Consider the following 23,670-nt stretch of genomic DNA (forward strand, 5'->3'; position numbering starts at 1 on the left):
GCAAGGGTTAGCGCAGGACGGTCACGATATCGGCGATCGTGCTCAACACATCCTTACCCAATTGCATCGAGCGTTTGCCCGACCAGCCGGTGTGCGGGTTGGGCGCATCGTCGTTGTCCTTGAACGGCATTTCCAGGGTCAGCGAAAGGCAATCGTATTTCTCGCCGACGGCATTGCAGGCCAAGGTCATGTTGGCTTCGCCCGGCAGGTCGCGGGAGTAGCCGTGGGTGGTCTGGAAGTCACGGGTCAGCGCGCTCAGGTGGCTGCGGAAGTGTTTTTCCAGGGCTTCGATGCGCGGGGTGTATCCCGGGTTGCCTTCGCAACCGGCGGTGAACACGTAGGGGATTTCCTCGTCGCCATGGATGTCGAGGAACAGGTCGACGCCATGCTTTTCCATCTGTTGCTGCACGAACAGCACTTCCGGGCTGGTTTCCTGGTTGGCGCTCTGCCACGCGCGGTTGAGGTCCTGGCCCATGGCGTTGGTGCGCAAGTGGCCATGGAAGGCACCGTCAGGGTTCATGTTGGGGATCAGGTACAGGTCGGCAACGGCCAGGAGCTTCCTCAGCTCGGCATCGCCATCCTGTTGCAGGCGTTCGATGATGCCTTCCATGAACCATTCGGCCATGTGTTCGCCGGGGTGTTGCTGGGCGATGATCCAGACCTTGCGCCGGTTGCTGCCGCCTTTGCCACGACGTAGCAACTGGATATCACGGCCTTCGACACTTTTACCGGTGGCCAGCAATTTAGCGCCTGCGCGGGTCACGGCCTGCTCGATCAGCCAGTCGTGGCGTTCGCGGCTGTAGGGTTCGAAGTAGGCGAACCAGGCGTGTTTCTCACGGGTTTCGAGGCTGATGTGCAAGGTCTCGCCATCAAAGCGCGTGGGCACGCGGAACCAGTTGATATGGTCGTAGGAGGCGACAGCGTTGTAGCCGCTCCACGCATGCTTATAGGAAGAATGGCTGGCGTTGCTCAGGCGGAAAGTGTGGGTATGGCCCACGTGCATGCCTTCGGCCTTGAAGTGGAACCACTGGAAATGTGCGCTGCGGGTATCGGGTTCGATGGCGAGCAGCAACTGATAGGCATCGCTGGCATCCAGAACCTGGATATTGCCACTGTCGAAGTCGGTGCTGATCTTGATAGAGGTCAAGGCCACGGTCATAGTCGGGTTGCCTGGGTATGAATGTTGTGGCGGTTATATTACACAGGCACCGGGCAAAATCTTGACGCAAAATTGTTGCGGAGGAGGGGGGCGTCGTCCTTGACGCTGGGGCAGCTTAGAATCTATGAGATTGATTCTCAAGCGCTATTTCTCAAAGATCTGGGCTAGAGCCTTCGACCGGCTTTCTTTGGACGATGGTCTTTTGCTACCATGCGCGCCATTCAGCAACACACAGTCTTCATTAGCCTGAAGCCATGCCAGGGAAACTGGCAAAAAAAAGACCCGGCCAAAGAGCCGGGTCAAAAACCGTGATTAGCCTGATGAGGAGATATTCCAAGAGTCCGACCTAAGGTCCCTTGGTCTATCGACTGATCTCGCGATCAGCTGAGTCCAATAATAATCATTATCATTTGCAAGTCAAATGTTTTTATCCGTGGGATAGAAATATTTTTCCTGCGCGCCCGTCACACGCTTGCCTGAGCCCTCGGCGCCTGCAGCGACTGCTCCACCATCGCCTTCGCCATATCGATCAAATACACCACTGAGAATGCCAGGTCGCGTTGATTGCCTTGATGGCTGTTCGCTGATTCGTAGGCGGTGGCGGCAGCACTGCGCAGCAGGTCCGAGGCGTGCACCAGGGCTTCTTCGTGGCTGATGTCGGGTTTGACGCGAAAGAAGGTGTCATCCGAGGGCGATGGCGACATATCTTCTTTCAAGTAATAGTCCAGGGCTCGCTGGGCGGCGCTGCTGCCGCGCATGTCGAGCAATTCGCTGGTTTCGGGTGTTTCAGGCAGGCGGTGCGGGCTTGTCGTCATAAGGGGCGGTACTCTGGGTGGGTGTCGAAAACCTTATGTTCGATGATAGTACGTATCGTATTTATGTCGTTTTATGGATTACTACAAACTGTTTATTGCCCTGAAAAATACGCATCGTATTGTCACGCACCATGGATAACTGGATAGCGTTGGTCAAAGCCAACATGAAAGACCGCAAGGTCACGCAGGATCAACTGGCCGAGCGCCTGGGCATGTCCCAGGGCGGGGTGGGCCATTGGCTCAACAAACGCCGTGTGCCAAGCCTGGCCGACATGAACCGGGTTCTCGCGGAACTGGGGCTGGGCTACCTGGAAGTCGCCTTGCAGATTCGCGAAAAGACCGCCGAGGCACTGCCCGCGCAACCTCCCTACAACCCGTATTTTCGATACCCGGTCAACGATTGGACGGGCATGTGCGAAATTCGCGAAGAGCACGGCGCGTACGCCACCACCCGCTTCGAACTGACGGACTACCACGCCCGCGGTGACGCCTTTTGGCTCCCGGTGAGGGGAGACGCCATGACCGCCCCCAGCGGTCTGAGCATCGGTGCGGGCATGCTGATCCTGGTGGACCCGGCTATCGATGCCCAACCTGGCAAGCTGGTGGTCGCCCAATGGGCTGACAGCCCCCAGGCGACTTTTCGCCAACTCATGGAAGAAAGCGGCCAGCTTTACCTGGTGCCGCTCAACCCCACCTATCCGAAGCAGCGGTTCACCGAGGATTGCCGCATCCTCGGCGTGGTGGTGCAGGCCACGGCGAAGTTCTAGTCGGCTGTTTCGAGCTCCACCAGCGCGCAGCCTTCGGCAACCATTTCGCCTTCCTCGCAGAACAACGCCTTGATCACCCCGGCCTGGGGCGCACGGATGCTGTGTTCCATCTTCATGGCTTCCAGCACCACCAGTTGCATGCCGGCCTCCACGGCTTGGCCGACTTCCACCAGCACCCGCACGATGCTGCCGTTCATGGGCGCGGTCAGGCCGCCTTGATGGAGCTGGCCGGCCTCGACCGCTGCAATCGGGTCGAACAGGCTGACCGCGTGCAACTCGCCATCCCAGCGCAGGTACAGGGTGCTTTCGCTGCGCACCGCCAGATGAGCGCGGCGTACGCCCTGGTGCTCGATCAGCAGTTGTTCGCCCCGCAACAGCGGGGGCTGGGTGGGTAATGTCACCAACCGATCCTGCCCATTGCAGCTCAAGTGCAGCGAGACTTCGGCGGGCAGGCCGGCACGAAAACCGCGCGTGTCCGCCCAAGGCCCGTCACCGGCCGGCAAGCTCTGTATGAACGCCGCGGCCGCGGCCTGCCAGAACTCATCGCTCAAGGCGCCAGGCACCGGCAGCAGCTCATCCTGATAGCGCGGGATAAACCCGGTATCCAGTTCCGCCGCGGCAAACGCGGGGTGGGCGATGATTCGACGCAGGAAGCTCAGGTTGGTCCGCAGCCCGCCCACCGCAAATTCATCCAGCATGCTCAACAGCCGCAATCGCGCCTGTTCACGGTCTTCGCCCCAGGCAATCAGCTTGCCGAGCATCGGGTCGTAGAAGGGCGACACGCTGTCGCCCTGCTCGACGCCGCTGTCCACGCGTCGCCCCGGGCCGGGGGCTGATTCGCGGTACAGCGCCAGCTGCCCGGTGGCCGGCAGGAAATCGTTGGAGGGGTCTTCGGCGTACAGCCGTACTTCGATGGCATGGCCGATCAGCGGCACTTGTGCCTGGGTGATCGGCAGCGCTTCACCCTGGGCCACGCGAATCTGCCAGGCCACCAGATCGAGGCCGGTAATCGCTTCAGTCACCGGGTGTTCCACTTGCAGGCGCGTGTTCATTTCCATAAAGAAAAACTCGCCACGGGCATCCAGCAGAAATTCCACCGTGCCCGCGCCCACATAGCCAATGGCCTGGGCTGCGCGTACCGCCGCTTCGCCCATGGCCTTGCGCTGTTCAGTACTCAAGCCAGGCGCCGGGGCTTCCTCGACGACTTTTTGGTGCCGACGCTGGATCGAGCAATCGCGCTCATTGAGGTACAGGCAATGCCCCTGCTGGTCGGCAAACACCTGGATCTCCACATGGCGCGGCTTGAGCAGGTATTTTTCCACCAGCATCTGCCCATTGCCGAACGACGACAGCGCCTCGCGCTGGGCAGAGGCCAATGCCTCGGCCAACTGACTGACGTCCTCGACCACTTTCATTCCCTTGCCGCCGCCGCCGGCCGTGGCCTTGAGCAGCACCGGGTAGCCGATACGCGCGCAGGCATCGCGGAACGTCTCCAGGTCCTGGGCTTCGCCGTGGTAACCCGGCACCAGCGGCACGCCGGCGGTCTCCATCAACGCCTTGGCGGCCGACTTGCTGCCCATGGCGTCGATCGCCGAGGCGGGCGGGCCGAGGAAGATCAAGCCAGCGGCCTCGACCGCGCGGGCAAACCCGGCGTTTTCCGACAGGAAGCCGTAGCCCGGATGAATCGCCTGGGCGCCGCTGGACTGGGCCGCGGCGATCAATTTGTCGATCTGCAGGTAGCTGTCCGTGGCTTTGCTGCCCCCCAGGTCGACGCGGATATCCGCCTCGCGACTATGGCGCGCGTCGCGGTCCGTGGCGCTGTGTACAGCGACGGTGGTCAAGCCCATGGCCTTGGCGGTGCGCATCACCCGGCAGGCGATTTCGCCACGGTTGGCCACCAGTACGGTGGTCAGTGTGCTCATGAACGGGGCTCCTGGGATTGCCAGCTGGGCGTACGTTTTTGCAGGAACGCGCGCAAGCCTTCCTGGCCTTCGGCGCTGACGCGAATGCGGGCGATGGCATTTTCGCAATAGCGGCGCAGGGCCGGGGTGAGGGCGCCGTTACCGACCTCGCGCAACAAGTCTTTGCTGGCGCGCATCGCCGCCGGGCTGTTTTGCAGCAGGTTGGCAACCCATTGCGCGACCTGTTGTTCCAGCGTATCGGTCGGATAGCTTTCCGCCAGCAGGCCGATATCCCGCGCCCGTTGGCCGCCAAACCGTTCGGCCGTCAGCGCATAACGCCGGGCTGCGCGCTCGCCGATCGCCTGTACCACAAACGGGCTGATCACCGCTGGCGCCAAGCCAATACGCACTTCTGACAGGCAGAACTGTGCGTCATCGGCACCAATCGCCATGTCGCAGCAACTGATCAGGCCCAATGCGCCACCGTAGGCCGCGCCTTGCACCACTGCCAGGGTGGGGATCTTCAGCTTCGCCAGGTTGTACATCAGCTCGGCCAGTTCGCGGGCGTCGTCCAGGTTGGTGTGGTAGTCCAGCTCGGCCGATTGCTGCATCCAGGCCAGGTCGGCCCCGGCGCTGAAGTGCTTGCCGCGCCCGCGCAGGACCAGGAAGCGCAGGGACGGATCACCTTGCACCTGGTCGAGGGCGATGATCAGTTCGCGGATCATCTCGGCGTTGAATGCGTTGTTCTTGGCTTCACGACTGAGCCACAGCGTGGCAAAGCCACGGCTGTCGGTGATCAGTTCGAGGGTGTTGAAATCGCTCATGCAAGGAGCTCCATGATGATGAGAGGTCTCCTGTAGGAGCGAGCTTGCTCGCGAAAAACGTCCAGGCAACGCGTTCATCCAGAATGCTCGCGTTATCGTTAACGACCTTCGCGAGCAAGCTCGCTCCTACAGGTTACATGCGGAACACGCCGAAGCGGCTCGGCTCGATGGGGGCATTCAGCGCGGCAGACAGCGCCAGGGCCAGCACGTCGCGGGTCTGCATCGGGTCGATGACGCCGTCGTCCCACAAGCGCGCGCTGGAGTAGTAGGGATGGCCCTGGGTTTCATACTGGTCGAGGATCGGCTGCTTGATCGCCGCTTCTTCTTCGGCACTGAACGCAACCCCTGCACGTTCGGCCTGTTCACGCTTGACCTGCACCAGCACCCCTGCGGCCTGCTCGGCACCCATCACACCGATGCGCGCGTTCGGCCACATCCATAAAAAGCGCGGGTCGTAGGCGCGGCCGCACATCCCATAGTTACCGGCACCAAAGCTGCCGCCGATGATCACCGTGAATTTCGGCACCTTGGCGCAGGCCACGGCGGTGACCAGCTTGGCGCCATGCTTGGCGATACCGCCGGCCTCGTATTTCTGGCCGACCATAAAGCCGGTGATGTTCTGCAAGAACAGCAGCGGAATCCCGCGCTGGCAGGCCAGCTCGATAAAGTGCGCGCCTTTTTGCGCGGCTTCCGCAAACAAAATCCCGTTGTTGGCCAGGATCGCAATCGGATAGCCGTGCAAGTGGGCAAAACCGCACACCAGGGTGGTGCCGAACAGGGCCTTGAATTCATCGAACACCGAGCCGTCCACCAGGCGTGCGATCACTTCGTGCACATCGAACGGTTGCTTGGCATCGGCCGGGATCACGCCATAGAGCTCCTCGCTGCTATACAACGGCGCTACCGGCGTGCGTTGCAGCAACTGGCCCTGCTTGTGCCAATTGAGGTGGGCGACGCTGCGGCGGGCCAGGGCCAGGGCGTGCTCGTCGCTGTCGGCATAGTGGTCGGCTACGCCAGAAATCTTGCAGTGCACATCGGCACCGCCGAGGTCTTCAGCGCTGACCACTTCACCGGTCGCCGCCTTCACCAGCGGCGGGCCGGCGAGGAAGATGGTGGCCTGCTGGCGCACCATGATCGCTTCGTCGGCCATCGCCGGCACGTAGGCGCCGCCGGCGGTGCACGAACCCATCACCACGGCGATCTGCGGGATGCCCTGGGCACTCATGTTCGCCTGGTTGAAGAAGATCCGCCCGAAGTGCTCACGGTCGGGAAACACTTCATCCTGGCGCGGCAGGTTGGCGCCACCTGAGTCCACCAGGTAGATGCAGGGCAGGCGATTCTGCTCGGCGATGGTTTGGGCGCGCAGGTGTTTCTTCACGGTCAGCGGGTAGTAGGAGCCGCCCTTCACCGTGGCATCGTTGGCGACGATCATGCATTCAACCCCTTCGACCCGGCCTATCCCGGCAATCACGCCGGCGGCAGGCACGTCTTCGCCATACACCTGGTGGGCGGCCAGTTGGCTGAGTTCAAGGAACGGTGAGCCTGGGTCGAGCAAGCGGTTGATGCGCTCGCGCGGCAACAGTTTGCCGCGTGAAGTGTGGCGCTCCTGGGCCTTGGCGCCGCCACCCTGCTGCACGTGGGCGAGCAGGGTGTGCAGGGCGTCGACCTGTTGGCGCATCGCTGCGTCATTGGCGATGAACTCCGCCGAGCGCGGGTTGAGCTGGGTGTGCAAGGTGGCCATGACGTGTTCCTTCAGCGGGTTTCGTTGAAGAGTTCGCGACCGATCAGCATCCGCCGAATCTCACTGGTGCCGGCCCCGATTTCATACAGCTTGGCGTCACGCAGCAGGCGTCCGGCAGGGAATTCGTTGATATAGCCGTTGCCGCCGAGGATCTGGATGGCATCGAGGGCCATCTGCGTCGCGCGTTCGGCGCTGTAGAGGATCACCCCGGCCGCATCCTTGCGCGTGGTTTCGCCACGCTCGCAGGCTTGCGCCACTGCGTAGAGGTAGGCGCGGCTGGCATTGAGTTGGGTGTACATGTCGGCGACCTTGCCCTGGATCAGCTGGAATTCGCCGATGCTCTGGCCGAACTGCTTGCGGTCGTGGATGTAGGGCACGATCAGGTCCATGCACGCCTGCATGATCCCGGTCGGGCCACCGGAGAGCACCACGCGTTCGTAGTCCAGGCCGCTCATCAGCACTTTCACACCGCCGTTGAGGGCACCGAGGATATTGTCTTCGGGGACTTCCACATCATCGAAAAACAGCTCGCAGGTGTTGGAGCCGCGCATGCCCAGTTTGTCGAACTTGTTGCTGCGGCTGAAGCCTTTCCAGTCACGCTCGACGATGAATGCGGTGATGCCGTGGGGGCCCTTTTCCAGGTCGGTCTTGGCGTAGATCACATAGGTGTTGGCGTCAGGGCCGTTGGTGATCCAGGTCTTGCTGCCGTTGAGCACGTAGCGGTCGCCACGCTTGTCGGCGCGCAGTTTCATCGAGACCACATCGGAGCCGGCATTCGGCTCGCTCATGGCCAGGGCGCCCACATGTTCGCCGCTGATCAGTTGAGGCAGGTACTTGAGCTTCTGCTCATGGTTGCCGTTGCGGTTGATCTGATTGACGCAGAGGTTGGAGTGGGCGCCGTAGGACAGCGCCACCGACGCCGAACCGCGGCTGATTTCTTCCATGGCCACCACGTGGGCCAGGTAACCCAGGCCGGCACCGCCGTACGCTTCCGGCACCGTGATGCCCAGCAGGCCCATGTCGCCAAACTTGCGCCACAGGTCGGCGGGAAACAGGTTGTCGATGTCGATCTGTGCCGCGCGAGGGGCGATCTCCTTGGCCACGAAGGACTGCACCTGGTCGCGCAACATGTCGATGGTTTCACCGAGGGCGAAGTTCAGGGAGGGATAACTCATGGACGGGCACCTTAAGTTGAGCTTTGTTGTTATGTGGGTGGGGCGCCGGGGGAGGGCGATCACCTTTACGTTAACGTAAGCTTGCGTTGCGGTGCTGTCAATCGTAGTTTACGTTTACGTCAACCTACAAAAAAGACAACAGGGGTCGTTATGGATCAACCGAATCCGAGCTACAGCCGTGGCTCCCAGGACAAGACGATGCTGGCCATGACCATCGGTCAGGCCTTCGATCGCACCGTTGCGCAGCATCCCGATGGCGAAGCCCTGGTGGTGCGCCACCAACAGCGCCGCTACACCTGGCGGCAACTGGCCGAGACCGTTGACCTGCACGCCCGCGCGTTCCTGGCCCTGGGCATGCAAACCGGCGACCGCCTGGGCATCTGGGCGCCCAATTGCGCCGAATGGTGTATCAGCCAAATCGCCAGCGCCAAGCTCGGGGTGATCCTGGTCAATATCAACCCGGCCTATCGCAGCAGTGAGTTGGAATACGTGCTCAAGCAATCCGGTTGCCAGTGGCTGGTGTGCGCCGGGTCATTCAAGACGTCCGATTACCATGCCATGGTGCAGGCGCTGAAGCCTGACCTGCGTGGCGTCATCAGCCTTGACCCCAGCCCGCCCCCGGGTTTCCTGCCCTGGTCGCAGTTGGCGGCACTCGGGGCGGGAGTCGCGCCGGAACAGGTGCGCAGCCGTCAAGCCAGCCTGAGCTTTGATCAAGCCGTCAATATCCAGTACACCTCCGGCACTACCGGCTTCCCCAAGGGAGCCACCCTCAGTCACCACAACATCCTCAACAACGGCTACATGGTCGGCGAAAGCCTGGGCCTCACCGCGCAGGATCGCCTGGTGATCCCGGTGCCGCTGTACCACTGCTTTGGCATGGTGATGGGCAACCTGGGCTGTATCACCCATGGCACCACCATGATCTACCCCAATGACGGCTTCGATCCGCTGCTGACGCTCACCGCCGTCGCCGAAGAGCGCGCCACTGGCCTGTACGGCGTGCCCACCATGTTTATCGCCATGCTCGATCATCCGCGCCGGGGCGAGTTGGAGCTGTCGTCCCTGCGTACCGGCATCATGGCCGGCGCCACGTGCCCCATTGAAGTGATGCGCCGGGTCATCGGCGAATTGCATATGGGCGAGGTGCAGATTGCCTACGGCATGACCGAAACCAGCCCGGTGTCGTTGCAGACCGGCGCCGATGATGACCTGGAGCGTCGGGTCACCACGGTGGGGCGTACCCAGCCACACCTCGAACACAAGATCATCGACATCGACGGTAACACCGTGGCGCGCGGCGAGACGGGCGAGCTGTGTACCCGTGGCTACAGCGTGATGCTTGGCTACTGGAACAACCCGGAAGGTACCCGCGAGGCCATCGACGACGCGGGCTGGATGCACACCGGCGACCTGGCGACCATGGACGCGCACGGCTACGTATGCATCGCCGGGCGCAACAAAGACATGATCATTCGCGGTGGCGAGAACGTGTACCCGCGGGAGCTGGAAGAGTTTTTCTTTACCCATCCGGCGGTGGCCGACGTGCAGGTTATTGGTGTTCCGGATGAGCGTTATGGCGAAGAGATTGTGGCCTGGGTCAAGTTTCACCCTGGGCACGTGGCCAGCGCGCTGGAGTTGCACACCTGGTGCAAGGGGCGCATCGCGCACTTCAAGACGCCCAAGCATTTCAAGTTCGTGGACGAATTTCCGATGACCGTCACGGGCAAGGTCCAGAAATTCCGCATGCGCGAGATCAGTATCGAGGAGTTGGCGTCGCGCAACGACTGAGGGAAAGCGCCTCTGCCTGAGGAGGCGTGCACACAGCACAAAGGGGACCCTAGGGTCCCCTTTAATTTGTCGTTGCCTGCTCTTTTTTTATTATTGAGGGGCGGTCTGTTGTTGTTTTTGGTAACCGTGACCCTTTACCGCTGTTTTTGGCGACCCCCATCCGGGGTCAAGAGCAAACGTATTTTTTTGAGCGCTGATCTGCTTCTTCGCAAGCGATCCAACCAGTGGCAGCTACCTGAGGTAGTTTTATTTTTCTCTATCCGGTTGCGGGTTTCGGCATGCCGTACCCTGCGAAGCACATCTTCTCCAAAAAAATCTGTTAGCTGCGTCTCTGCCGTGTTGTTTTTGTTATGTCAGAGTCGTTACGTCTTATTTTTATTAGGTTTGGCGCTTTTTATTCTTGTTATGCCATAGAGATAGCAGAACCCGTGCCAACTTTATAAAGTCTTTTAGAATCAATGAGTTAATTTTTGTGTGCGATTTGGCCTACGGCGAATGCCACAAAATATGTTCCCGTGTTACTCGATGTGTAGCGGTGCGGTAACACATCGTCACGGATCGGTTACTCACTGTGTGCTACGCACCTTGGCCACACGCGAACCGGTGGGGCGGCCCAGCACTGTGCAGATCTGTTGGCCGGCCCGGATCAGTTGCTCCAGGTCGATGCCCGTGTGGATCCCCAGCCCATCGAGCAGGTACACCACGTCCTCGGTGGCGACGTTACCGCTGGCGCCCTTGGCGTAGGGGCAGCCGCCGAGGCCCGCGATAGAGCTGTCGAACACATTGATCCCTTCCAACAGGCTGGCGTAGACATTGGCGATCGCCTGCCCATACGTGTCGTGGAAGTGCCCCGCCAACTTGTCCCGCGGTACCTGCGCACCCACCACCTCGAACAGCCGCCGCGTGGCGCCGGCCGTGCCGGTGCCGATGGTGTCGCCCAGGGACACTTCATAGCAGCCCATGGCATACAGCTCACGAGCCACTGCCGCCACTTGCTCCGGGGCGACCGCGCCTTCGTACGGGCAACCCAGCACACAGGACACATAGCCACGCACACTGATGCCGTGCTGCTTGGCCGCCGCCATGATCGGCGCAAAACGCTCCAGGCTTTCGCTGATGGAACAGTTGATATTGCGCTGGGAAAACGCCTCGGAGGCTGCCGCAAACACTGCGACTTCCTTCACGCCGGCCGCCAGCGCGTCTTCAAACCCGCGCAGGTTCGGTGCCAACGCGCCATAGGTGACACCGGGCTTGCGCTGGATCTGCGCAAACACCTCACCGGAACCGGCCATCTGTGGCACCCATTTGGGCGAGACGAAACTGCCCACCTCGATATAGCCCAGGCCGGCGGCACTCAGGGCATCCACCAACTGCACCTTGTCGGCCACGCTGATGGGTTGGGCTTCGTTCTGCAAACCGTCGCGCGGGCCGACTTCGACCAGGCGCACGTGGTAGGGGAGGGACATGGCAACTACCTTCTGTTCAATGGCCAGCCTGGCCTTGGATGGTCTCGGCCAGGGCCTGGGTGCAGCGCTCTTCGGCGGTGTCCAGTTCCAGCTTCATTTGTTCGATATCCAGCAACTGTTGCTCCAACTGTTCACGGCGTTCGGCGATCTTCGCCAGCATGCTGTTGAGCTGGATATGGTTGCCGCTGGCGGGGTCGTAGAGTTCGATCAATTCACGGCACTCGGCCAGGGAAAAACCGATGCGCTTGCCACGCAGGATCAGCTTCAGGCTGACCTTGTCCCGCGCCGAGTAGATGCGTTCCTGGCCGCGGCGTTCCGGGGCCAGCAGGCCTTGTTCTTCATAGAAGCGAATGGCGCGGGTGGTGATGTCGAGCTCGCGGGCGAGGTCGGAGATGCTGTAGGTCGTGCTCATGGGGGCGCTCAAGAAGGTCTTGGCGTTAAGCTAATGGCAGGTTGACGTGAACGTCAAGGGCCGCTGCGCAGCCCATCGGGGGCAAGCCCCCTCCCACAGGGGAGGCTTTTCACCCTCAGGCCTGCTGTTTATCCAGCTTCTTTTCGTGAGCCGTGACTTGCTGGCACAACTCGATCATTTGCTCACGCATCCAGCGGTTGGCCGGGTCCTGGTCGGTGCTTTCGTGCCAGTACAGGTGGGTTTCCACCGGCGGCACGTCATTGACCGGCAGGTTGAACCAGTGCAGGTCATGACGGCGGGCGAAGCGTTCGGGCACGGTCATCACCATGTCGGTCTGCTGCAACACTTGGGAGGCCATCAGGTAATGCTGGGAGCGCAGGGCAATCTTGCGCTGGATGCCCATCTTGCCCAGGGCCAGGTCGACATGGCCCAGGCCATTTCGGCGGCTGGAGATATGGATATGGGTCAGCGACAGGTAGTCATCCAAGGTGAATTTGTCCTTGCCCGCCATGGGATGGCCCTTGCGCATGGCACAGACGTAGCGGTCTTCCATCAGCTTGACGTGGCGCACCTGCGGGTCGGTGTTGAGCGGCGCGTCCACGGCAAAATCCAGGCGCCCGGCGGCCAGTTCCTTGGTGGTTTCGCGGCGCTTGGACAGGAAACTCTCGATCACCACCGTCGGTGCCAGGCGGCGCAGACGCTGGAACAGCAACGGCAGGATCACCGCCTCGGTGAGGTCGGTCATGCTGATGCGATAGGTCTTGGCCGCCTGCTGAGGGTTGAAAATCCGGCTTTCCTGCACCGACACCCGCAGCAACGACAACGCATTGCGCACCGGACCGATGATGTTCTGCGCCATCGGCGTGGGCACCATGCCTTGGGCGGTGCGCACGAACAGCGGGTCGTTGAAGGTCTCGCGCAAGCGGGCCAGAGCGTTGGATACCGCTGGTTGGGTAATGCCGACAATCTGCCCGGCGCGGGTCAGGTTGGCTTCGGTGTAGATCGCGTCAAAGACGATGAAGAGGTTGAGGTCGACCTTGCTCAGATTCATTTCGTTGCGCTCTTATTGTTAGGTGGCCATACGTCGATCATATATCGGTGATGAATGTTAATACACGCCGAGAATAGGCTAGGTAAATTATCAACGCTGTTCTAGCATCGAATGCATGACCTAAACAACCTCTCCAAGAAGGGAGCTGCTCATGGATTTCGCCTATTCGCCCAAGGTTCAGGAACTGCGTGAACGCGTTACAGCGTTCATGGACGCTTACGTTTACCCGGCCGAGCCGGTGTTCGAACGCCAAGTCAGCGAAGGCGACCGCTGGCAGCCCACCGCGATCATGGAAGAGCTGAAGGCGAAAGCCAAAGCCGAGGGCCTGTGGAACCTGTTCCTGCCCGAATCCGAGCTGGGCGCCGGCTTGACCAACCTTGAATACGCGCCACTGGCCGAGATCATGGGCCGCTCGCTGCTGGGCCCGGAGCCGTTCAACTGCTCGGCCCCCGACACCGGCAACATGGAAGTGCTGGTGCGCTACGCCAACGAAGAGCAGAAACAACGCTGGCTCCAACCGCTGCTGCGCGGCGAAATCCGCTCAGCCTTCGCCATGACCGAGCCCGATGTGGCGTCCTCGGACGCCACCAACATGGCTGCCCGCGCCGAGCGCCAGGGCGACGAGTGGGTGATCAACGGCAAGAAGTGGTGGACCTCCGGCGCCTGCGACCCGCGCTGCAAGATCCTGATCTTCATGGGCCTGAGCAATCCTGATGCACCGCGTCACCAGCAACACTCGATGATCCTGGTGCCGGTGGACGCCCCGGGGGTGAAAATTGTGCGCCCGCTGCCGGTGTTCGGTTACGACGACGCGCCCCATGGCCACGCCGAAGTGCTGTTCGACAATGTGCGCGTGCCGTATGAAAACGTGCTGCTCGGCGAAGGCCGTGGCTTTGAAATCGCCCAGGGTCGCCTTGGCCCGGGCCGCATCCACCACTGCATGCGCTCCATCGGCATGGCCGAGCGCGCACTGGAATTGATGTGCAAGCGCGCCGTCAGCCGCACCGCATTCGGCAAGCCATTGGCACGCCTGGGCGGCAATATCGACAAGATCGCCGACTCGCGCATGGAAATTGACATGGCGCGCCTGCTGACCCTGAAAGCGGCGTACATGATGGACACCGTGGGCAACAAAGTGGCGAAAAGCGAAATCGCCCAGATCAAGGTCGTGGCGCCGAATGTGGCGTTGAAAGTGATCGACCGCGCGATCCAGATTCATGGTGGCGCCGGGGTTTCCAACGACTTTCCGCTGGCCTACATGTACGCCATGCAACGTACCCTGCGCCTGGCCGACGGCCCGGACGAAGTGCACCGCGCGGCGATCGGCAAGTTCGAGATCGGCAAGTATGTGCCACGGGAGATGATGCGCAGCGGGCAGTAACACCGCGTCGCCTGCAATCGGGGCAAGCCCCCTCCCACATTTTGATTTGGGCATACATTCAAAGTGTGGGAGGGGGCTTGCCCCCGATGAGGCCGGATCAGGCCCTGAAGATCCCACAGCCCTCAGTACACCCAAACCTCCACCCGCCGATTCTTGATCCGCCCTTCATCCGCGGTATTCGCCGCCACCGGCATTTGCGCGCCGAACCCGCGAATATCCCTCAGCACCACGCCGCTCTTGACCAATTCACGGCGCACCGCCATCGCCCGCAATTTCGACAGCAGCGCCGCGCGCTGCGGGTCACTCTTGGCATCGCCAAACCCTACCAGCGTCACCTGCTTGTCGAGCTTGTCGTGGCTTTTGATATAGGCCACCACGCGTTGCAGATCCTGACGCGCCTTGTTATCCAGGCTGGCGCTGCCTTCCTCGAAACGAAAATTCACCGTCAGGCGCTGGGCGTCGCGGGCGATCGCCTGATAGTCCTCGGGCATCGACGCGCGCGGCTCTACCCCAATCGCCTGCACCTGCTGTGCGATAAATCCGTTGGCCGCGACAATCGCCTGGCCTTTGCTGCTCTGGGTAAAGTCCACCAGCGCCTTGGCCCATGGATTACGTGTGGACGGTGGCAGGTAAAAGAACAGTCGTCGGGAGAGAGGGTAATCCTCCGTGGCGATCAGGCTGTTCAAGGGCAACATGGGTTGCGAGTCACCATCGACAATCGCCACCGCCTTGGCCTGACGCACATAGGGCAGGCCGATAAAGCCGATGCCATGGGGGTCACGGCTCACCGCGTCGGACAGTTGCTCGCTGGACTCGAAACGCTTGGCGGACGCCGCCAGGGGTTTGCCGCGCCGGCTCAGCACCAGTTCCTTGAAGGTGTCATAGGTACCGGACTGGTCATCGCGCGCGTACAGATTGATCGTCCCGCCGACACCGCCCAGGGCCTCCCAGGTACTGATTTCGCCATTGAAGATCTGCGCCAGTTGCTCGGTGTCCAGGGTGTCCAGCGGGTTGCGCGGATTGAGGATGATCGCCAGGCCGTCGATGGCGATGACCTGCTCGGCCTCAGGGCTTTTCAGGTCACCCAGGGGTTCGAGCTCCACCAGTTCACTGTCCTTGATCGGGCGGGATGAAGCTGCCAGGTCGGCGCTGGATTTTTTCAGCGCGACAAACCCGGTGCTGGAGCCATGGGCCGCGACCTCTATGGTCACGACCTTGCCCTGGCGCGTCTTGCCGACGACCCGTTGTTCATTGGCGCCTTCGGCGGGTTCGCTGTGTACGCCTTGCAGCCCCTGCTGCTCCATCAAACCCTTGACCAGCGCCGGCCCCAGCGCTGCGCCAATAGTGTTCGAGCCCTGGATGCGCAGGGCAGGGCCTTGGTCGGGAACGGGTAGAGGGGCAGCAACAGCCGAGAGGGAAAACGCGCTACACAACAGGAACAGAACGCGCAGCATCATGCCGGCACCTTCTCAAGCCAAAGGGAGTGCCGCGAGATTAAGTCAGTCAGGTTGCATAAATATGACTGGCATGCCGCCAATCAAACGGTGGGAGGGGCGGTGCGACGATTCGACAAGCCCGCTCGCCACAGGGGTTCAAGTTTGTCGTGCGACCGCGCTAAATCGGAGATTCAGCGGGACCTCCCCCATTTGACCGAGTCCGGCCAGGGAATCAGCTCAGTTCCAACCAGATCGGCGCATGGTCAGACGGCTTCTCCAGGCCACGCAGATCGTAATCCACACCGGCATCCTTGACGCGCGGCAGCAAGCCATTGGAGGCCATGATCACGTCAATCCGCAGCCCACGCTTGGGCTCATCCTCGAACCCACGGCTGCGGTAGTCGAACCAGCTGAAACGGTCGGTCACATCGGGGTTGAGGTGACGGAAGCTGTCCACCAGGCCCCAGTTCTTCAGGCGGGCCATCCACTCGCGCTCTTCCGGCAGAAAGCTACACTTGCCGGTTTTCAGCCAGCGCTTGGCGTTGTCGGCGCCGATGCCGATATCGCAGTCTTCCGGGGAAATATTCACGTCGCCCATCACCACCAGTGCCTGGTCATTGCTGAACTGGCTTTCCAGCAGCTGTTGCAGGTCTTCGTAGAAGCGCTGCTTGGCCGGGAACTTGGTTGGGTGGTCGCGGCTTTCGCCCTGAGGGAAGTAGCCGTTCATGATGGTCACCGGATGGCCATTTTCATCGGCGAAGGTGCCCCAGATAAAGCGGCGCTGGGCATCTTCTTCATCGCTGGCAAAGCCTTTGTGCACGCTCAAGGCTTCTTTGCGCGACAGCAGGGCCACGCCGTAGTGGCCTTTCTGGCCGTGGTAATACACGTGATAGCCCAGTGCCTGTACTTCGGCCAAGGGGAACTGGTCGTCATGCACCTTGGTTTCCTGCAGGCCAATCACGTCGGGTTGATGCTTTTCAATCAGCGCCGCCAGCTGATGGGGGCGAGCCCGCAGCCCGTTGATATTGAAGGAGACGATTTTCATGGTCGGCAGTCCAGTCTGGCAAAAGGGCGATGCTAGCGGACAAGTCGGACGGGGGCCAGCGTGGCGGTAGGACATATGCACTGCTAATGTCTGGGAACGACTGGTGCCGCGTAAGTTCGTACTCATAAGAACGCCATCTTTTGAATGGCGCCCAGGGAGACTCACCGTATGCCTGACTCTTTAACCACCCTTGCTGAAGTTCGCTTGCTCAACAGCGACTATTCCCCCGAGGCCCGCTCCCTGCTGTATCAGGCGTATCGCCATGAGCCGACCTTTGCCTACATCTTCGAAGCCGAGCGCCCAGGCTATGAACAGCGGGTGCGCGCCACCGTGCGCGAACTGGTCAAGCAGCATTTCTTTCAGAAACTTCCCGCCATTGGCCTGTTCGTCAATGACCGGCTGATCGGCATCGCCTTGATCGCGCCGCCGCAACGGCGCCTGGGGATCACCGAAAGCTGGGCCTGGCAACTGCGCATGTGGCTGAGCACGGGTGTGCGTGGCACGCGGCGCTACCTTGATTACCATCATGCGGTGCTGGCATGCCTGCCCGCCGAATCGGTGCATGTGTTGCCGCTGCTGGGTATTCACCCACAGTTCCAGGGCAAGCATTACGGCGAACAGTTGCTGACGGCGGTGCACAACTGGTGTGCCGAGGACCCGCATTCGTCCGGTGTGGTGGTGGACACGGGGAATCCACGCTATCTGGATTTCTACCAGCGTCAGGGCTATGAGGAAATCGGCGAGGTTGCTGTAGGACCTGTCTTGGAACATGTGTTTTTTCACCCCAATCCCCAGGCGTTACAGGCTTCAACGGCTTAACGCAGAATTTTTCAGAATCATCTGTGTTCTAAGTTGCTCCCGAGGTCGTGTAGCATCCGCGCCTATGAAGTTTCCAGGAAGATTTACCAGCGGCTTGGTTCTGCTGTTCACAAGCTGCGGCGCGTTCGCGCAAAGCGAATTGGACGTACGGATCAAGCCAACGAACGATGCGCTGAAGGCCAATATCGAAGGTTATATCGGCGGGGTGGGCGATCGTGATGAAGAGGCCTTGCAACGGTTCAGCCGTGGCGCCGAGGAACAGGCGCGCAAAGCCGCCCAGGCGCTGGGGTTCTATCAGCCACGGATCGCAAGCGATGTGAAGGGCGGCAAGACTCCGCGCCTGATCCTCACCATCGACCCCGGCGAACCGGTGCATTTGCGCAACGTGACCATTCGGGTCGACGGCGAGGCCGCGAACCTCAAGGCGTTCCGCGTACCCGTCAGCGACGACCTAAAATCCGGCGCCGTGCTCAACCACGGCCACTACGAAGACGCCAAGCGTCTGATCCAGAACCAGGCCTCGCGCTACGGTTTTTTCAGCGGGCGCTTCACGCGCCAGACACTCTCGGTGGACCCCCAGGCGGGCGTCGCCGATATCGAACTGATCTATGACAGCGGCCCACGCTACACCTTGGGCAAGGTCAGCTTTGCCGGTGACACGCCGTTTGATGAAGAGCTGCTGCAACGCATGGTGCCGTTTAAAAATGGCACGCCCTACGACTCCGAACTGATCGCCGAACTCAACCAGGCCCTGCAATCCAGTGGCTTTTTTGAAGGCGTGCGCGTGGACGCCGCCCCGGCGGCTTCGGCCAATGATGTGATCCCGGTCGCCGTGCGACTGGAAACCCGCAAGCCGCGCACCATGGGCCTTGGCCTAGGGTATTCCACCGACGTCGGTCCACGGGGCAAAGCCAACTGGACCCGCCACTGGGTCAACCCCCAGGGCCACAGCTACGGCTGGGAAGCCGAACTGTCGGCGCCGCGCCAGAACGTCGGGCTGTGGTACGACATTCCGCTCGACCCGCCGCTCACCGACAAACTGCGGTTTGCCGGCGGCTACCAGAATGAAGAACTGGCCAACACAGACACCCTGAGCAAGCTGCTCACCCTTGGCCCTGAATGGCACAGCAAGTTGCCCAGCGGCTGGACCCGGGTGATCTCCCTCAAATGGCAACGCGAAGAATATCGCCTGGGCGATGACTCGGGCCTGAGCAACCTGGTGATGCCGGGGATCAGCTATTCCTACCTGCGCAGCGATAACCGCATCGACCCGCACCATGGCTACCGCCTGATGTTCGATGCCAAGGTCGCCAAGGAAGGGCTCGGTTCCGATACCAACCTGCTTTACGGTACGGCCACGGTCAAGGGCCTGACCACCCTTTGGGACAATCATCGCTTCTTGGCACGGGCGCAGTTCGGTGGCAGCGCCACCAATGGCTACAAGTCGGTGCCGCCGTCTTTGCGCTTCTTCGCCGGTGGCGACCAGAGCGTGCGCGGCTACGAGTACCAGACCCTGTCGCCGGAAAACGACCAGGGCGACCGCATCGGTGGTCGCTACATGGTGGCCCTGAGCGCCGAGTACCAATATTCCATCGCCGAGAAATGGCGAATCGCGACCTTCGTCGACCAGGGCAACTCCTTCAACACCCTGGAAATCCCCAACCTGAAAACCGGCGTCGGCGTCGGCGTACGGTGGGTCTCGCCGGTAGGACCGATCCGCCTGGACCTGGCCCATGCCTTGGAAGAGCCAGGTGGGTTTCGTGTGCACTTTTCCATGGGGCCTGAGTTGTGATGCGAGGTTTGAAAATAGCGGGGCTGGCCATCGTTGCCTTTCTCGCCTTGATAGGGCTGGCGCTGTGGACGGTGCTCGGGACCCAGGCGGGCAGCCGTTGGGCCTTGGGCCACGTGCCGGGGCTGAGCGTGGAGAATTTCCAGGGGCGCCTGGGCGGCCAGTGGAGCGCCGATCATCTGCTGTGGCAGCAAGACAGCAGCCGTGTCGAACTCGACGCACCGAAGTTTGATTGGTCGCCTGCCTGCCTGCTGCGCCTGACCTTGTGCATCGATCGATTGGAGGTGGATCAAGCCAGCCTGCAATTCCCGCCCAGTACCGAGCAGAGCAGTGGCCCGATCACGCTGCCGGACCTGACGTTGCCCGTCGCCATCCAGTTGGGCGACGTTCGCGTCGGCCGGCTGCTGTTTAACGGCAGCGAACAACTCAAGGGCCTGCAACTGGCGGCGCATTGGACCGTCGCCGGTATGCAGATCGATACGGTGCACCTGCAACGGGACGACCTGATGCTGGACCTGTCCGGCCTGCTGCAACCCACGGGCGACTGGCCGTTGACTGCCAGCGGCAACCTGAGCCTGCCTTATGCGCCAGGCGGTGCGCCGTGGAAGGTTGCGCTCAGACTCGACGGCGACCTGCTCAAGACCCTCAAGCTCGATGCCGACAGCAGTCGCTACCTGCCCGCCAAACTCAGTGGCGAACTGCAACCGCTGGTGGAGAACCTGCCAGCGCAGTTGCACATCACCGCCGATGGCTTCAAACCCAGTGCGGACTTGCCCGATACCCTGCAACTCAATCAACTCGACCTCACCGCCAAGGGCGACTTGAGCAGTGGTTACCAACTGCTGGGCAAAGCCATCCTGCCGGCGGAAAAAGGCTCGGTGGATGTATTGCTGCAAGGCACGGTCGACGCCAAGGGCGCGCAGATTTCCGGCCTGGATTTGACCGCCGGTGAGCAACAAAGCCTGAAACTCACGGCACAGCTGGACTGGCAAGAAGGTTTGAGTGCCGAGGCGAAAATCGCTTGGCTGGATTTTCCCTGGCATCGCCTGTATCCGCTGATCGACGAGCCTCAGGTCGCGTTACGTACCTTTAACGGTGAAATCTCCTATAAGGACGGCAACTACCTCGGCAACTTCAAGGCTGATCTCGACGGCCCGGCGGGCCGGTTCAATGTGGTCACGCCCTTCAGCGGCGATCTCAAGCAAGTGTTCCTGCCCGAGTTGAAACTGACCGCCGGCCAAGGCAAGGCCGAAGGCCACCTGAACCTGCAATTCGCCGACGGTATTGCCTGGGACACCGCACTGGACCTTTCGGCCCTGAACCCGGCGTACTGGGTCGGCGAATTGCCTGGCACCCTGGCGGGTCCGCTGCGCAGCAAAGGCGAATTCAAGAACGAGCAACTCAAGCTCAACGCCGACCTTGACCTCAAGGGCCGCCTGCGTGGCCAACCCGCCGTGCTGGCGGCCAAGGCCGAAGGCACAGGCCAGCAATGGACCTTGGCCAACCTGGATATCCGCTTGGGCGACAACCGCATCAACGGCAGCGGCAGCCTGCAACAACGCCTGGCCGGGCAGATCGATATCAGGCTGAGTCGCCTGGCCCAGCTGTGGCCGCAGCTACGTGGGCAGGTCAATGGCCGAATCGATGTGGCCGGTAGCCTCAAGGCGCCACAAGGCAAACTCGACCTCAAGGGCCAGCAATTGGCCTATGTCGATAATCGTCTGCAAAGCCTCACCCTCGACGCCACCCTCGATAGCGCCCAGCGCGCAAAGATCGACCTCAAGGGCAGTGGCATTCAAAGTGGCGACACCCAGGTCGGTACCCTGACCGCCAGCGCCCAAGGCGATATCCGGCGCCAGAGCGTCCAACTCGACCTGGCGGGACCGCTGCTCAAGCTGGCCCTGGCCCTCGACGGCAACCTCGACAACAGCAACTGGCGTGGGCGCCTCGCGAGCGGCGAGGTGCAGGCCGGTGGCCAGGACTGGAAGCTGCAGGCCCCGGCGAAAATCGAACGCCTGGCCGACGGCAAACTGACCTTCGCGGCCCACTGCTGGGTGTCCGGTGCAGCCAGCCTGTGCGGTGAAGACCAGCGCCTGATGCCCGAGCCGAAGCTGCGCTACCACCTCAAGCAATTCCCCATCGACAGCCTGGCGGCCTTTTTGCCGAAAGATTTCGCCTGGCAAGGCAAGCTCAACGCCGACGTTCAGCTCGACCTGCCCGGCAGTGGCCCCAAGGGCGTGGTCTCGGTGGATGCCAGCGGCGGCACCTTGCGTGTCAAGGATAAGGACCAGTGGCTGGATTTTCCCTACGACACCTTGAAGCTGGAAACCACCCTCAACCCCAAGCGTATCGACACCCAGCTCAACTTCCAGGGCGGCAAGCTCGGCGAGTTGCTGTTGCAGGCGCAGATCAACCCGTTGCCGAAAAACAAACCGATCACCGGCAATTTCAGCCTTACGGGCCTCGACCTCGCCGTGGCGCGCCCGTTTGTGCCGATGGTGGAAAAACTCACCGGCAAGCTCAACGGCAGCGGGCGGATCTCCGGTGGACTGTTGGCGCCGCAGGTCAACGGCAACGTGAATCTGGTGGGTGGTGAAGTGTCCGGGCCTGAGCTGCCCGTGAGCCTCGAGGGCTTGAATGTGCAGGCGTTGATTGCCGGCGAAAGCGTGCAACTCAACGGCGCCTGGCGCAGCGGCAAGGCCGGGCAGGGCAGCCTGAAGGGGCAGATCGACTGGGGTCAGGCGCTGGCGGTGGACCTCAGCCTGCAGGGCTCGCAACTGCCGGTCACCGTAGAGCCCTACGCCGCGTTGGAAGTGGCGCCTGACCTGAAGATCAGCTTGAAGAACGACAAGCTGGCGATTGCCGGCAAGGTGCATATCCCTCGTGGCGATATCACCGTGCGCGAACTGCCGCCTTCGACGGTCAAGGTCTCCGATGACACGGTGATCGTTGGCCGCCAGACCGAGGAGGGCAAGCCGCCGATGGCGATGGCCATGGACATCGATGTCGTGGTGGGGGAAGAGCAGCTCAACTTCTCGGGCTTCGGCCTGACCGCCAAGGTTCAGGGGCATGTGCATATCGGCGACAACCTCGACACCCGGGGCGAACTGTGGCTCAACGATGGTCGCTATCGCGCCTATGGGCAACGGCTCACGGTGCGCCGCGCGCGCCTGTTGTTCGCCGGGCCCCTGGATCAACCGTTCCTCGATATCGAAGCCGTGCGGGTCACCACCGAGCCGTCCAGGACCGTAACCGCCGGTATTCGCTTGAGTGGCAGTGCCGAACAGCCGACCACGCAGATCTTCTCCGAGCCGGCAATGGCCCAGGAGGACGCCCTGTCCTACCTGGTGCTGGGACGTTCGCGTACCACCACCGGCGAAGACAACAATATGCTTGCGCAAGCAGCGTTGGGCCTGGGCCTGATGGGCAGTGCCGGGGTGACCTCGGATATTGCCAATAAACTCGGCATCCAGGATTTCGACCTCGACACCCAGGGCAGCGGCAACAACACTGCCGTGGTCGCAAGCGGCAAGATCACCGAGAAACTCAGCCTGCGCTATGGCGTGGGGGTGTTCGAACCGGCCAACACCATCGCCTTGCGCTACCTGTTGAGCAAGAAGGTATACCTGGAAGTGGCCAGCGGCGTCGCCAGTTCCCTGGATATCTTCTACAAGCGCGATTTCTGAGTCCTGCTCGGTCAAAAAGGTAGGGGCGGCGACTCAGCGGGGGCAAGCGGGCTTGTTGTGGCGAGCGGGCTTGCCCCGCGTTGGGCTGCGCAGCAGCCCCAAAACCAGGCTCCGCGGTGTCTCAGTAAAAAACACATCGCCTGTAATGGGGCCGCTTCGCGCCCCAACGCGGGGCAAGCCCGCTCGCCACAACAAGCCCGCTTGCCACAGTTACAGTGTTCGCCTTTAACTGACTGGCATTAAGACAAGCCCGCTCTCCACAGGGATTCCACTTTGCTGTGCGACAGCGCCAAATCGGAGATTGGGTGGGACCACCCAACCCACAGGTTTGACCGCATCCCCCCCCCCGACCGCCAGCCAATTACCAAGCAAGCTAATTATTTAATTTGACATTCGCTGCCTAAGCAGTAACATC

General features: G+C 61.6%; 17 protein-coding genes. 6 read left to right on the forward strand and 11 right to left on the reverse strand.

The genetic code is table 11. The features are described from left to right. Positions 1 to 7 precede the first annotated feature (7 nt). Complete coding sequence (locus AC1Q6I_RS24090) at positions 8 to 1,159, reverse strand: M14 family metallopeptidase (RefSeq protein WP_102624836.1); 1,152 nt, start codon at positions 1,157 to 1,159, stop codon at positions 8 to 10. A 464-nt stretch (positions 1,160 to 1,623) separates the two neighbouring features. Next, entirely contained in the window at positions 1,624 to 1,974 is a 351-nt protein-coding gene (locus AC1Q6I_RS24095; RefSeq protein WP_102624835.1) for a DUF6124 family protein, read from the reverse strand. A gap of 131 nt (positions 1,975 to 2,105) precedes the next feature. On the opposite strand from AC1Q6I_RS24095, the gene AC1Q6I_RS24100 reads away from it, so the two are divergent. Beyond that, a complete protein-coding gene (locus AC1Q6I_RS24100) occupies positions 2,106 to 2,741 on the forward strand; it encodes a LexA family protein (RefSeq protein ID WP_024076246.1) in 636 nt (211 codons plus the stop codon). Here the strand turns inward: AC1Q6I_RS24100 and AC1Q6I_RS24105 are convergent. The 4 genes from AC1Q6I_RS24105 to AC1Q6I_RS24120 form a co-directional block, all read right to left on the reverse strand. Beyond that, positions 2,738 to 4,663 carry an acetyl/propionyl/methylcrotonyl-CoA carboxylase subunit alpha gene (locus tag AC1Q6I_RS24105; RefSeq protein ID WP_102624834.1) on the reverse strand — a complete coding sequence of 642 codons (1,926 nt, stop codon included), beginning with the start codon at positions 4,661 to 4,663 and terminating at the stop codon, positions 2,738 to 2,740. The two genes, AC1Q6I_RS24100 and AC1Q6I_RS24105, sit on opposite strands and share 4 nt — an antisense overlap. Then, positions 4,660 to 5,466: a gamma-carboxygeranoyl-CoA hydratase gene (locus AC1Q6I_RS24110; protein WP_024076244.1), complete on the reverse strand. Its 807-nt coding sequence runs from the start codon at positions 5,464 to 5,466 to the stop codon at positions 4,660 to 4,662. Before AC1Q6I_RS24110 ends, AC1Q6I_RS24105 begins: the two co-directional genes overlap by 4 nt. Positions 5,467 to 5,599: 133 nt before the next feature. Then, positions 5,600 to 7,207, reverse strand: a complete 1,608-nt coding sequence (locus AC1Q6I_RS24115; protein WP_069076534.1) for a carboxyl transferase domain-containing protein — start codon at positions 7,205 to 7,207, stop codon at positions 5,600 to 5,602. Between the two features lie 11 nt (positions 7,208 to 7,218). Continuing rightward, positions 7,219 to 8,382 carry an isovaleryl-CoA dehydrogenase gene (locus tag AC1Q6I_RS24120; protein WP_024076242.1) on the reverse strand — a complete coding sequence of 388 codons (1,164 nt, stop codon included), beginning with the start codon at positions 8,380 to 8,382 and terminating at the stop codon, positions 7,219 to 7,221. A 150-nt stretch (positions 8,383 to 8,532) separates the two neighbouring features. Here AC1Q6I_RS24120 and AC1Q6I_RS24125 point away from each other — a divergent pair, with 150 nt between their 5' ends. After that, positions 8,533 to 10,170 carry an AMP-binding protein gene (locus AC1Q6I_RS24125; RefSeq protein ID WP_102624833.1) on the forward strand — a complete coding sequence of 546 codons (1,638 nt, stop codon included), beginning with the start codon at positions 8,533 to 8,535 and terminating at the stop codon, positions 10,168 to 10,170. 566 nt (positions 10,171 to 10,736) lie between these two features. Here the strand turns inward: AC1Q6I_RS24125 and AC1Q6I_RS24130 are convergent. The 3 genes from AC1Q6I_RS24130 to AC1Q6I_RS24140 all read right to left on the reverse strand — a co-directional run bounded on the left by AC1Q6I_RS24130 (position 10,737) and on the right by AC1Q6I_RS24140 (position 13,099). Continuing rightward, positions 10,737 to 11,636, reverse strand: a complete 900-nt coding sequence (locus AC1Q6I_RS24130) for a hydroxymethylglutaryl-CoA lyase (RefSeq protein ID WP_102624832.1) — start codon at positions 11,634 to 11,636, stop codon at positions 10,737 to 10,739. A gap of 16 nt (positions 11,637 to 11,652) precedes the next feature. After that, positions 11,653 to 12,048 (reverse strand): MerR family transcriptional regulator, encoded by a 396-nt coding sequence (locus AC1Q6I_RS24135; protein ID WP_024076239.1) that lies wholly within the window; start codon positions 12,046 to 12,048, stop codon positions 11,653 to 11,655. Positions 12,049 to 12,163: 115 nt separating this feature from the next. Next, entirely contained in the window at positions 12,164 to 13,099 is a 936-nt protein-coding gene (locus AC1Q6I_RS24140; RefSeq protein ID WP_024076238.1) for a LysR family transcriptional regulator, read from the reverse strand. A 151-nt stretch (positions 13,100 to 13,250) separates the two neighbouring features. Here AC1Q6I_RS24140 and AC1Q6I_RS24145 point away from each other — a divergent pair, with 151 nt between their 5' ends. Further along, on the forward strand, positions 13,251 to 14,480 hold the full coding sequence (locus tag AC1Q6I_RS24145; RefSeq protein ID WP_024076237.1) for an acyl-CoA dehydrogenase: 1,230 nt from the start codon (positions 13,251 to 13,253) through the stop codon (positions 14,478 to 14,480). 122 nt (positions 14,481 to 14,602) lie between these two features. On the opposite strand, the gene AC1Q6I_RS24150 is transcribed toward AC1Q6I_RS24145, so the two are convergent. Together AC1Q6I_RS24150 and xthA are read right to left on the reverse strand one after the other, a co-directional pair. Beyond that, positions 14,603 to 15,937, reverse strand: a complete 1,335-nt coding sequence (locus tag AC1Q6I_RS24150) for a substrate-binding domain-containing protein (protein ID WP_102624831.1) — start codon at positions 15,935 to 15,937, stop codon at positions 14,603 to 14,605. Between the two features lie 211 nt (positions 15,938 to 16,148). After that, the gene (gene xthA / locus AC1Q6I_RS24155; protein ID WP_024076235.1) at positions 16,149 to 16,961 is read right to left on the reverse strand and encodes an exodeoxyribonuclease III; all 813 of its coding nucleotides are present in this window, start codon (positions 16,959 to 16,961) and stop codon (positions 16,149 to 16,151) included. A gap of 168 nt (positions 16,962 to 17,129) precedes the next feature. Between xthA and AC1Q6I_RS24160 the strand changes: the two genes are divergently transcribed. The 3 genes from AC1Q6I_RS24160 to AC1Q6I_RS24170 all read left to right on the forward strand — a co-directional run bounded on the left by AC1Q6I_RS24160 (position 17,130) and on the right by AC1Q6I_RS24170 (position 23,255). Next, positions 17,130 to 17,780 carry a GNAT family N-acetyltransferase gene (locus tag AC1Q6I_RS24160; RefSeq protein ID WP_024076234.1) on the forward strand — a complete coding sequence of 217 codons (651 nt, stop codon included), beginning with the start codon at positions 17,130 to 17,132 and terminating at the stop codon, positions 17,778 to 17,780. Positions 17,781 to 17,844: 64 nt separating this feature from the next. After that, entirely contained in the window at positions 17,845 to 19,572 is a 1,728-nt protein-coding gene (locus AC1Q6I_RS24165; protein WP_102624830.1) for an autotransporter assembly complex protein TamA, read from the forward strand. Further along, positions 19,572 to 23,255, forward strand: a complete 3,684-nt coding sequence (locus tag AC1Q6I_RS24170) for a translocation/assembly module TamB domain-containing protein (RefSeq protein WP_102624829.1) — start codon at positions 19,572 to 19,574, stop codon at positions 23,253 to 23,255. The genes AC1Q6I_RS24165 and AC1Q6I_RS24170 overlap by 1 nt, the downstream gene beginning before the upstream one ends. Positions 23,256 to 23,670: the final 415 nt, after the last annotated feature.

The sequence above is a fragment of the Pseudomonas sp. MPR-R2A5 genome, from assembly GCF_058793055.1.

Excerpts from the sequence above, each read along its gene's own strand:
- AC1Q6I_RS24090 (WP_102624836.1), bottom strand. The coding sequence starts at position 1,159 with ATGACCGTGGCCTTGACCTCTATCAAGATCAGCACCGACTTCGACAGT.
- AC1Q6I_RS24095 (WP_102624835.1), bottom strand. The coding sequence starts at position 1,974 with ATGACGACAAGCCCGCACCGCCTGCCTGAAACACCCGAAACCAGCGAA.
- AC1Q6I_RS24100 (WP_024076246.1), top strand. The coding sequence starts at position 2,106 with ATGGATAACTGGATAGCGTTGGTCAAAGCCAACATGAAAGACCGCAAG.
- AC1Q6I_RS24105 (WP_102624834.1), bottom strand. The coding sequence starts at position 4,663 with ATGAGCACACTGACCACCGTACTGGTGGCCAACCGTGGCGAAATCGCC.
- AC1Q6I_RS24110 (WP_024076244.1), bottom strand. The coding sequence starts at position 5,466 with ATGAGCGATTTCAACACCCTCGAACTGATCACCGACAGCCGTGGCTTT.
- AC1Q6I_RS24115 (WP_069076534.1), bottom strand. The coding sequence starts at position 7,207 with ATGGCCACCTTGCACACCCAGCTCAACCCGCGCTCGGCGGAGTTCATC.
- AC1Q6I_RS24120 (WP_024076242.1), bottom strand. The coding sequence starts at position 8,382 with ATGAGTTATCCCTCCCTGAACTTCGCCCTCGGTGAAACCATCGACATG.
- AC1Q6I_RS24125 (WP_102624833.1), top strand. The coding sequence starts at position 8,533 with ATGGATCAACCGAATCCGAGCTACAGCCGTGGCTCCCAGGACAAGACG.
- AC1Q6I_RS24130 (WP_102624832.1), bottom strand. The coding sequence starts at position 11,636 with ATGTCCCTCCCCTACCACGTGCGCCTGGTCGAAGTCGGCCCGCGCGAC.
- AC1Q6I_RS24135 (WP_024076239.1), bottom strand. The coding sequence starts at position 12,048 with ATGAGCACGACCTACAGCATCTCCGACCTCGCCCGCGAGCTCGACATC.
- AC1Q6I_RS24140 (WP_024076238.1), bottom strand. The coding sequence starts at position 13,099 with ATGAATCTGAGCAAGGTCGACCTCAACCTCTTCATCGTCTTTGACGCG.
- AC1Q6I_RS24145 (WP_024076237.1), top strand. The coding sequence starts at position 13,251 with ATGGATTTCGCCTATTCGCCCAAGGTTCAGGAACTGCGTGAACGCGTT.
- AC1Q6I_RS24150 (WP_102624831.1), bottom strand. The coding sequence starts at position 15,937 with ATGATGCTGCGCGTTCTGTTCCTGTTGTGTAGCGCGTTTTCCCTCTCG.
- xthA (WP_024076235.1), bottom strand. The coding sequence starts at position 16,961 with ATGAAAATCGTCTCCTTCAATATCAACGGGCTGCGGGCTCGCCCCCAT.
- AC1Q6I_RS24160 (WP_024076234.1), top strand. The coding sequence starts at position 17,130 with ATGCCTGACTCTTTAACCACCCTTGCTGAAGTTCGCTTGCTCAACAGC.
- AC1Q6I_RS24165 (WP_102624830.1), top strand. The coding sequence starts at position 17,845 with ATGAAGTTTCCAGGAAGATTTACCAGCGGCTTGGTTCTGCTGTTCACA.
- AC1Q6I_RS24170 (WP_102624829.1), top strand. The coding sequence starts at position 19,572 with ATGCGAGGTTTGAAAATAGCGGGGCTGGCCATCGTTGCCTTTCTCGCC.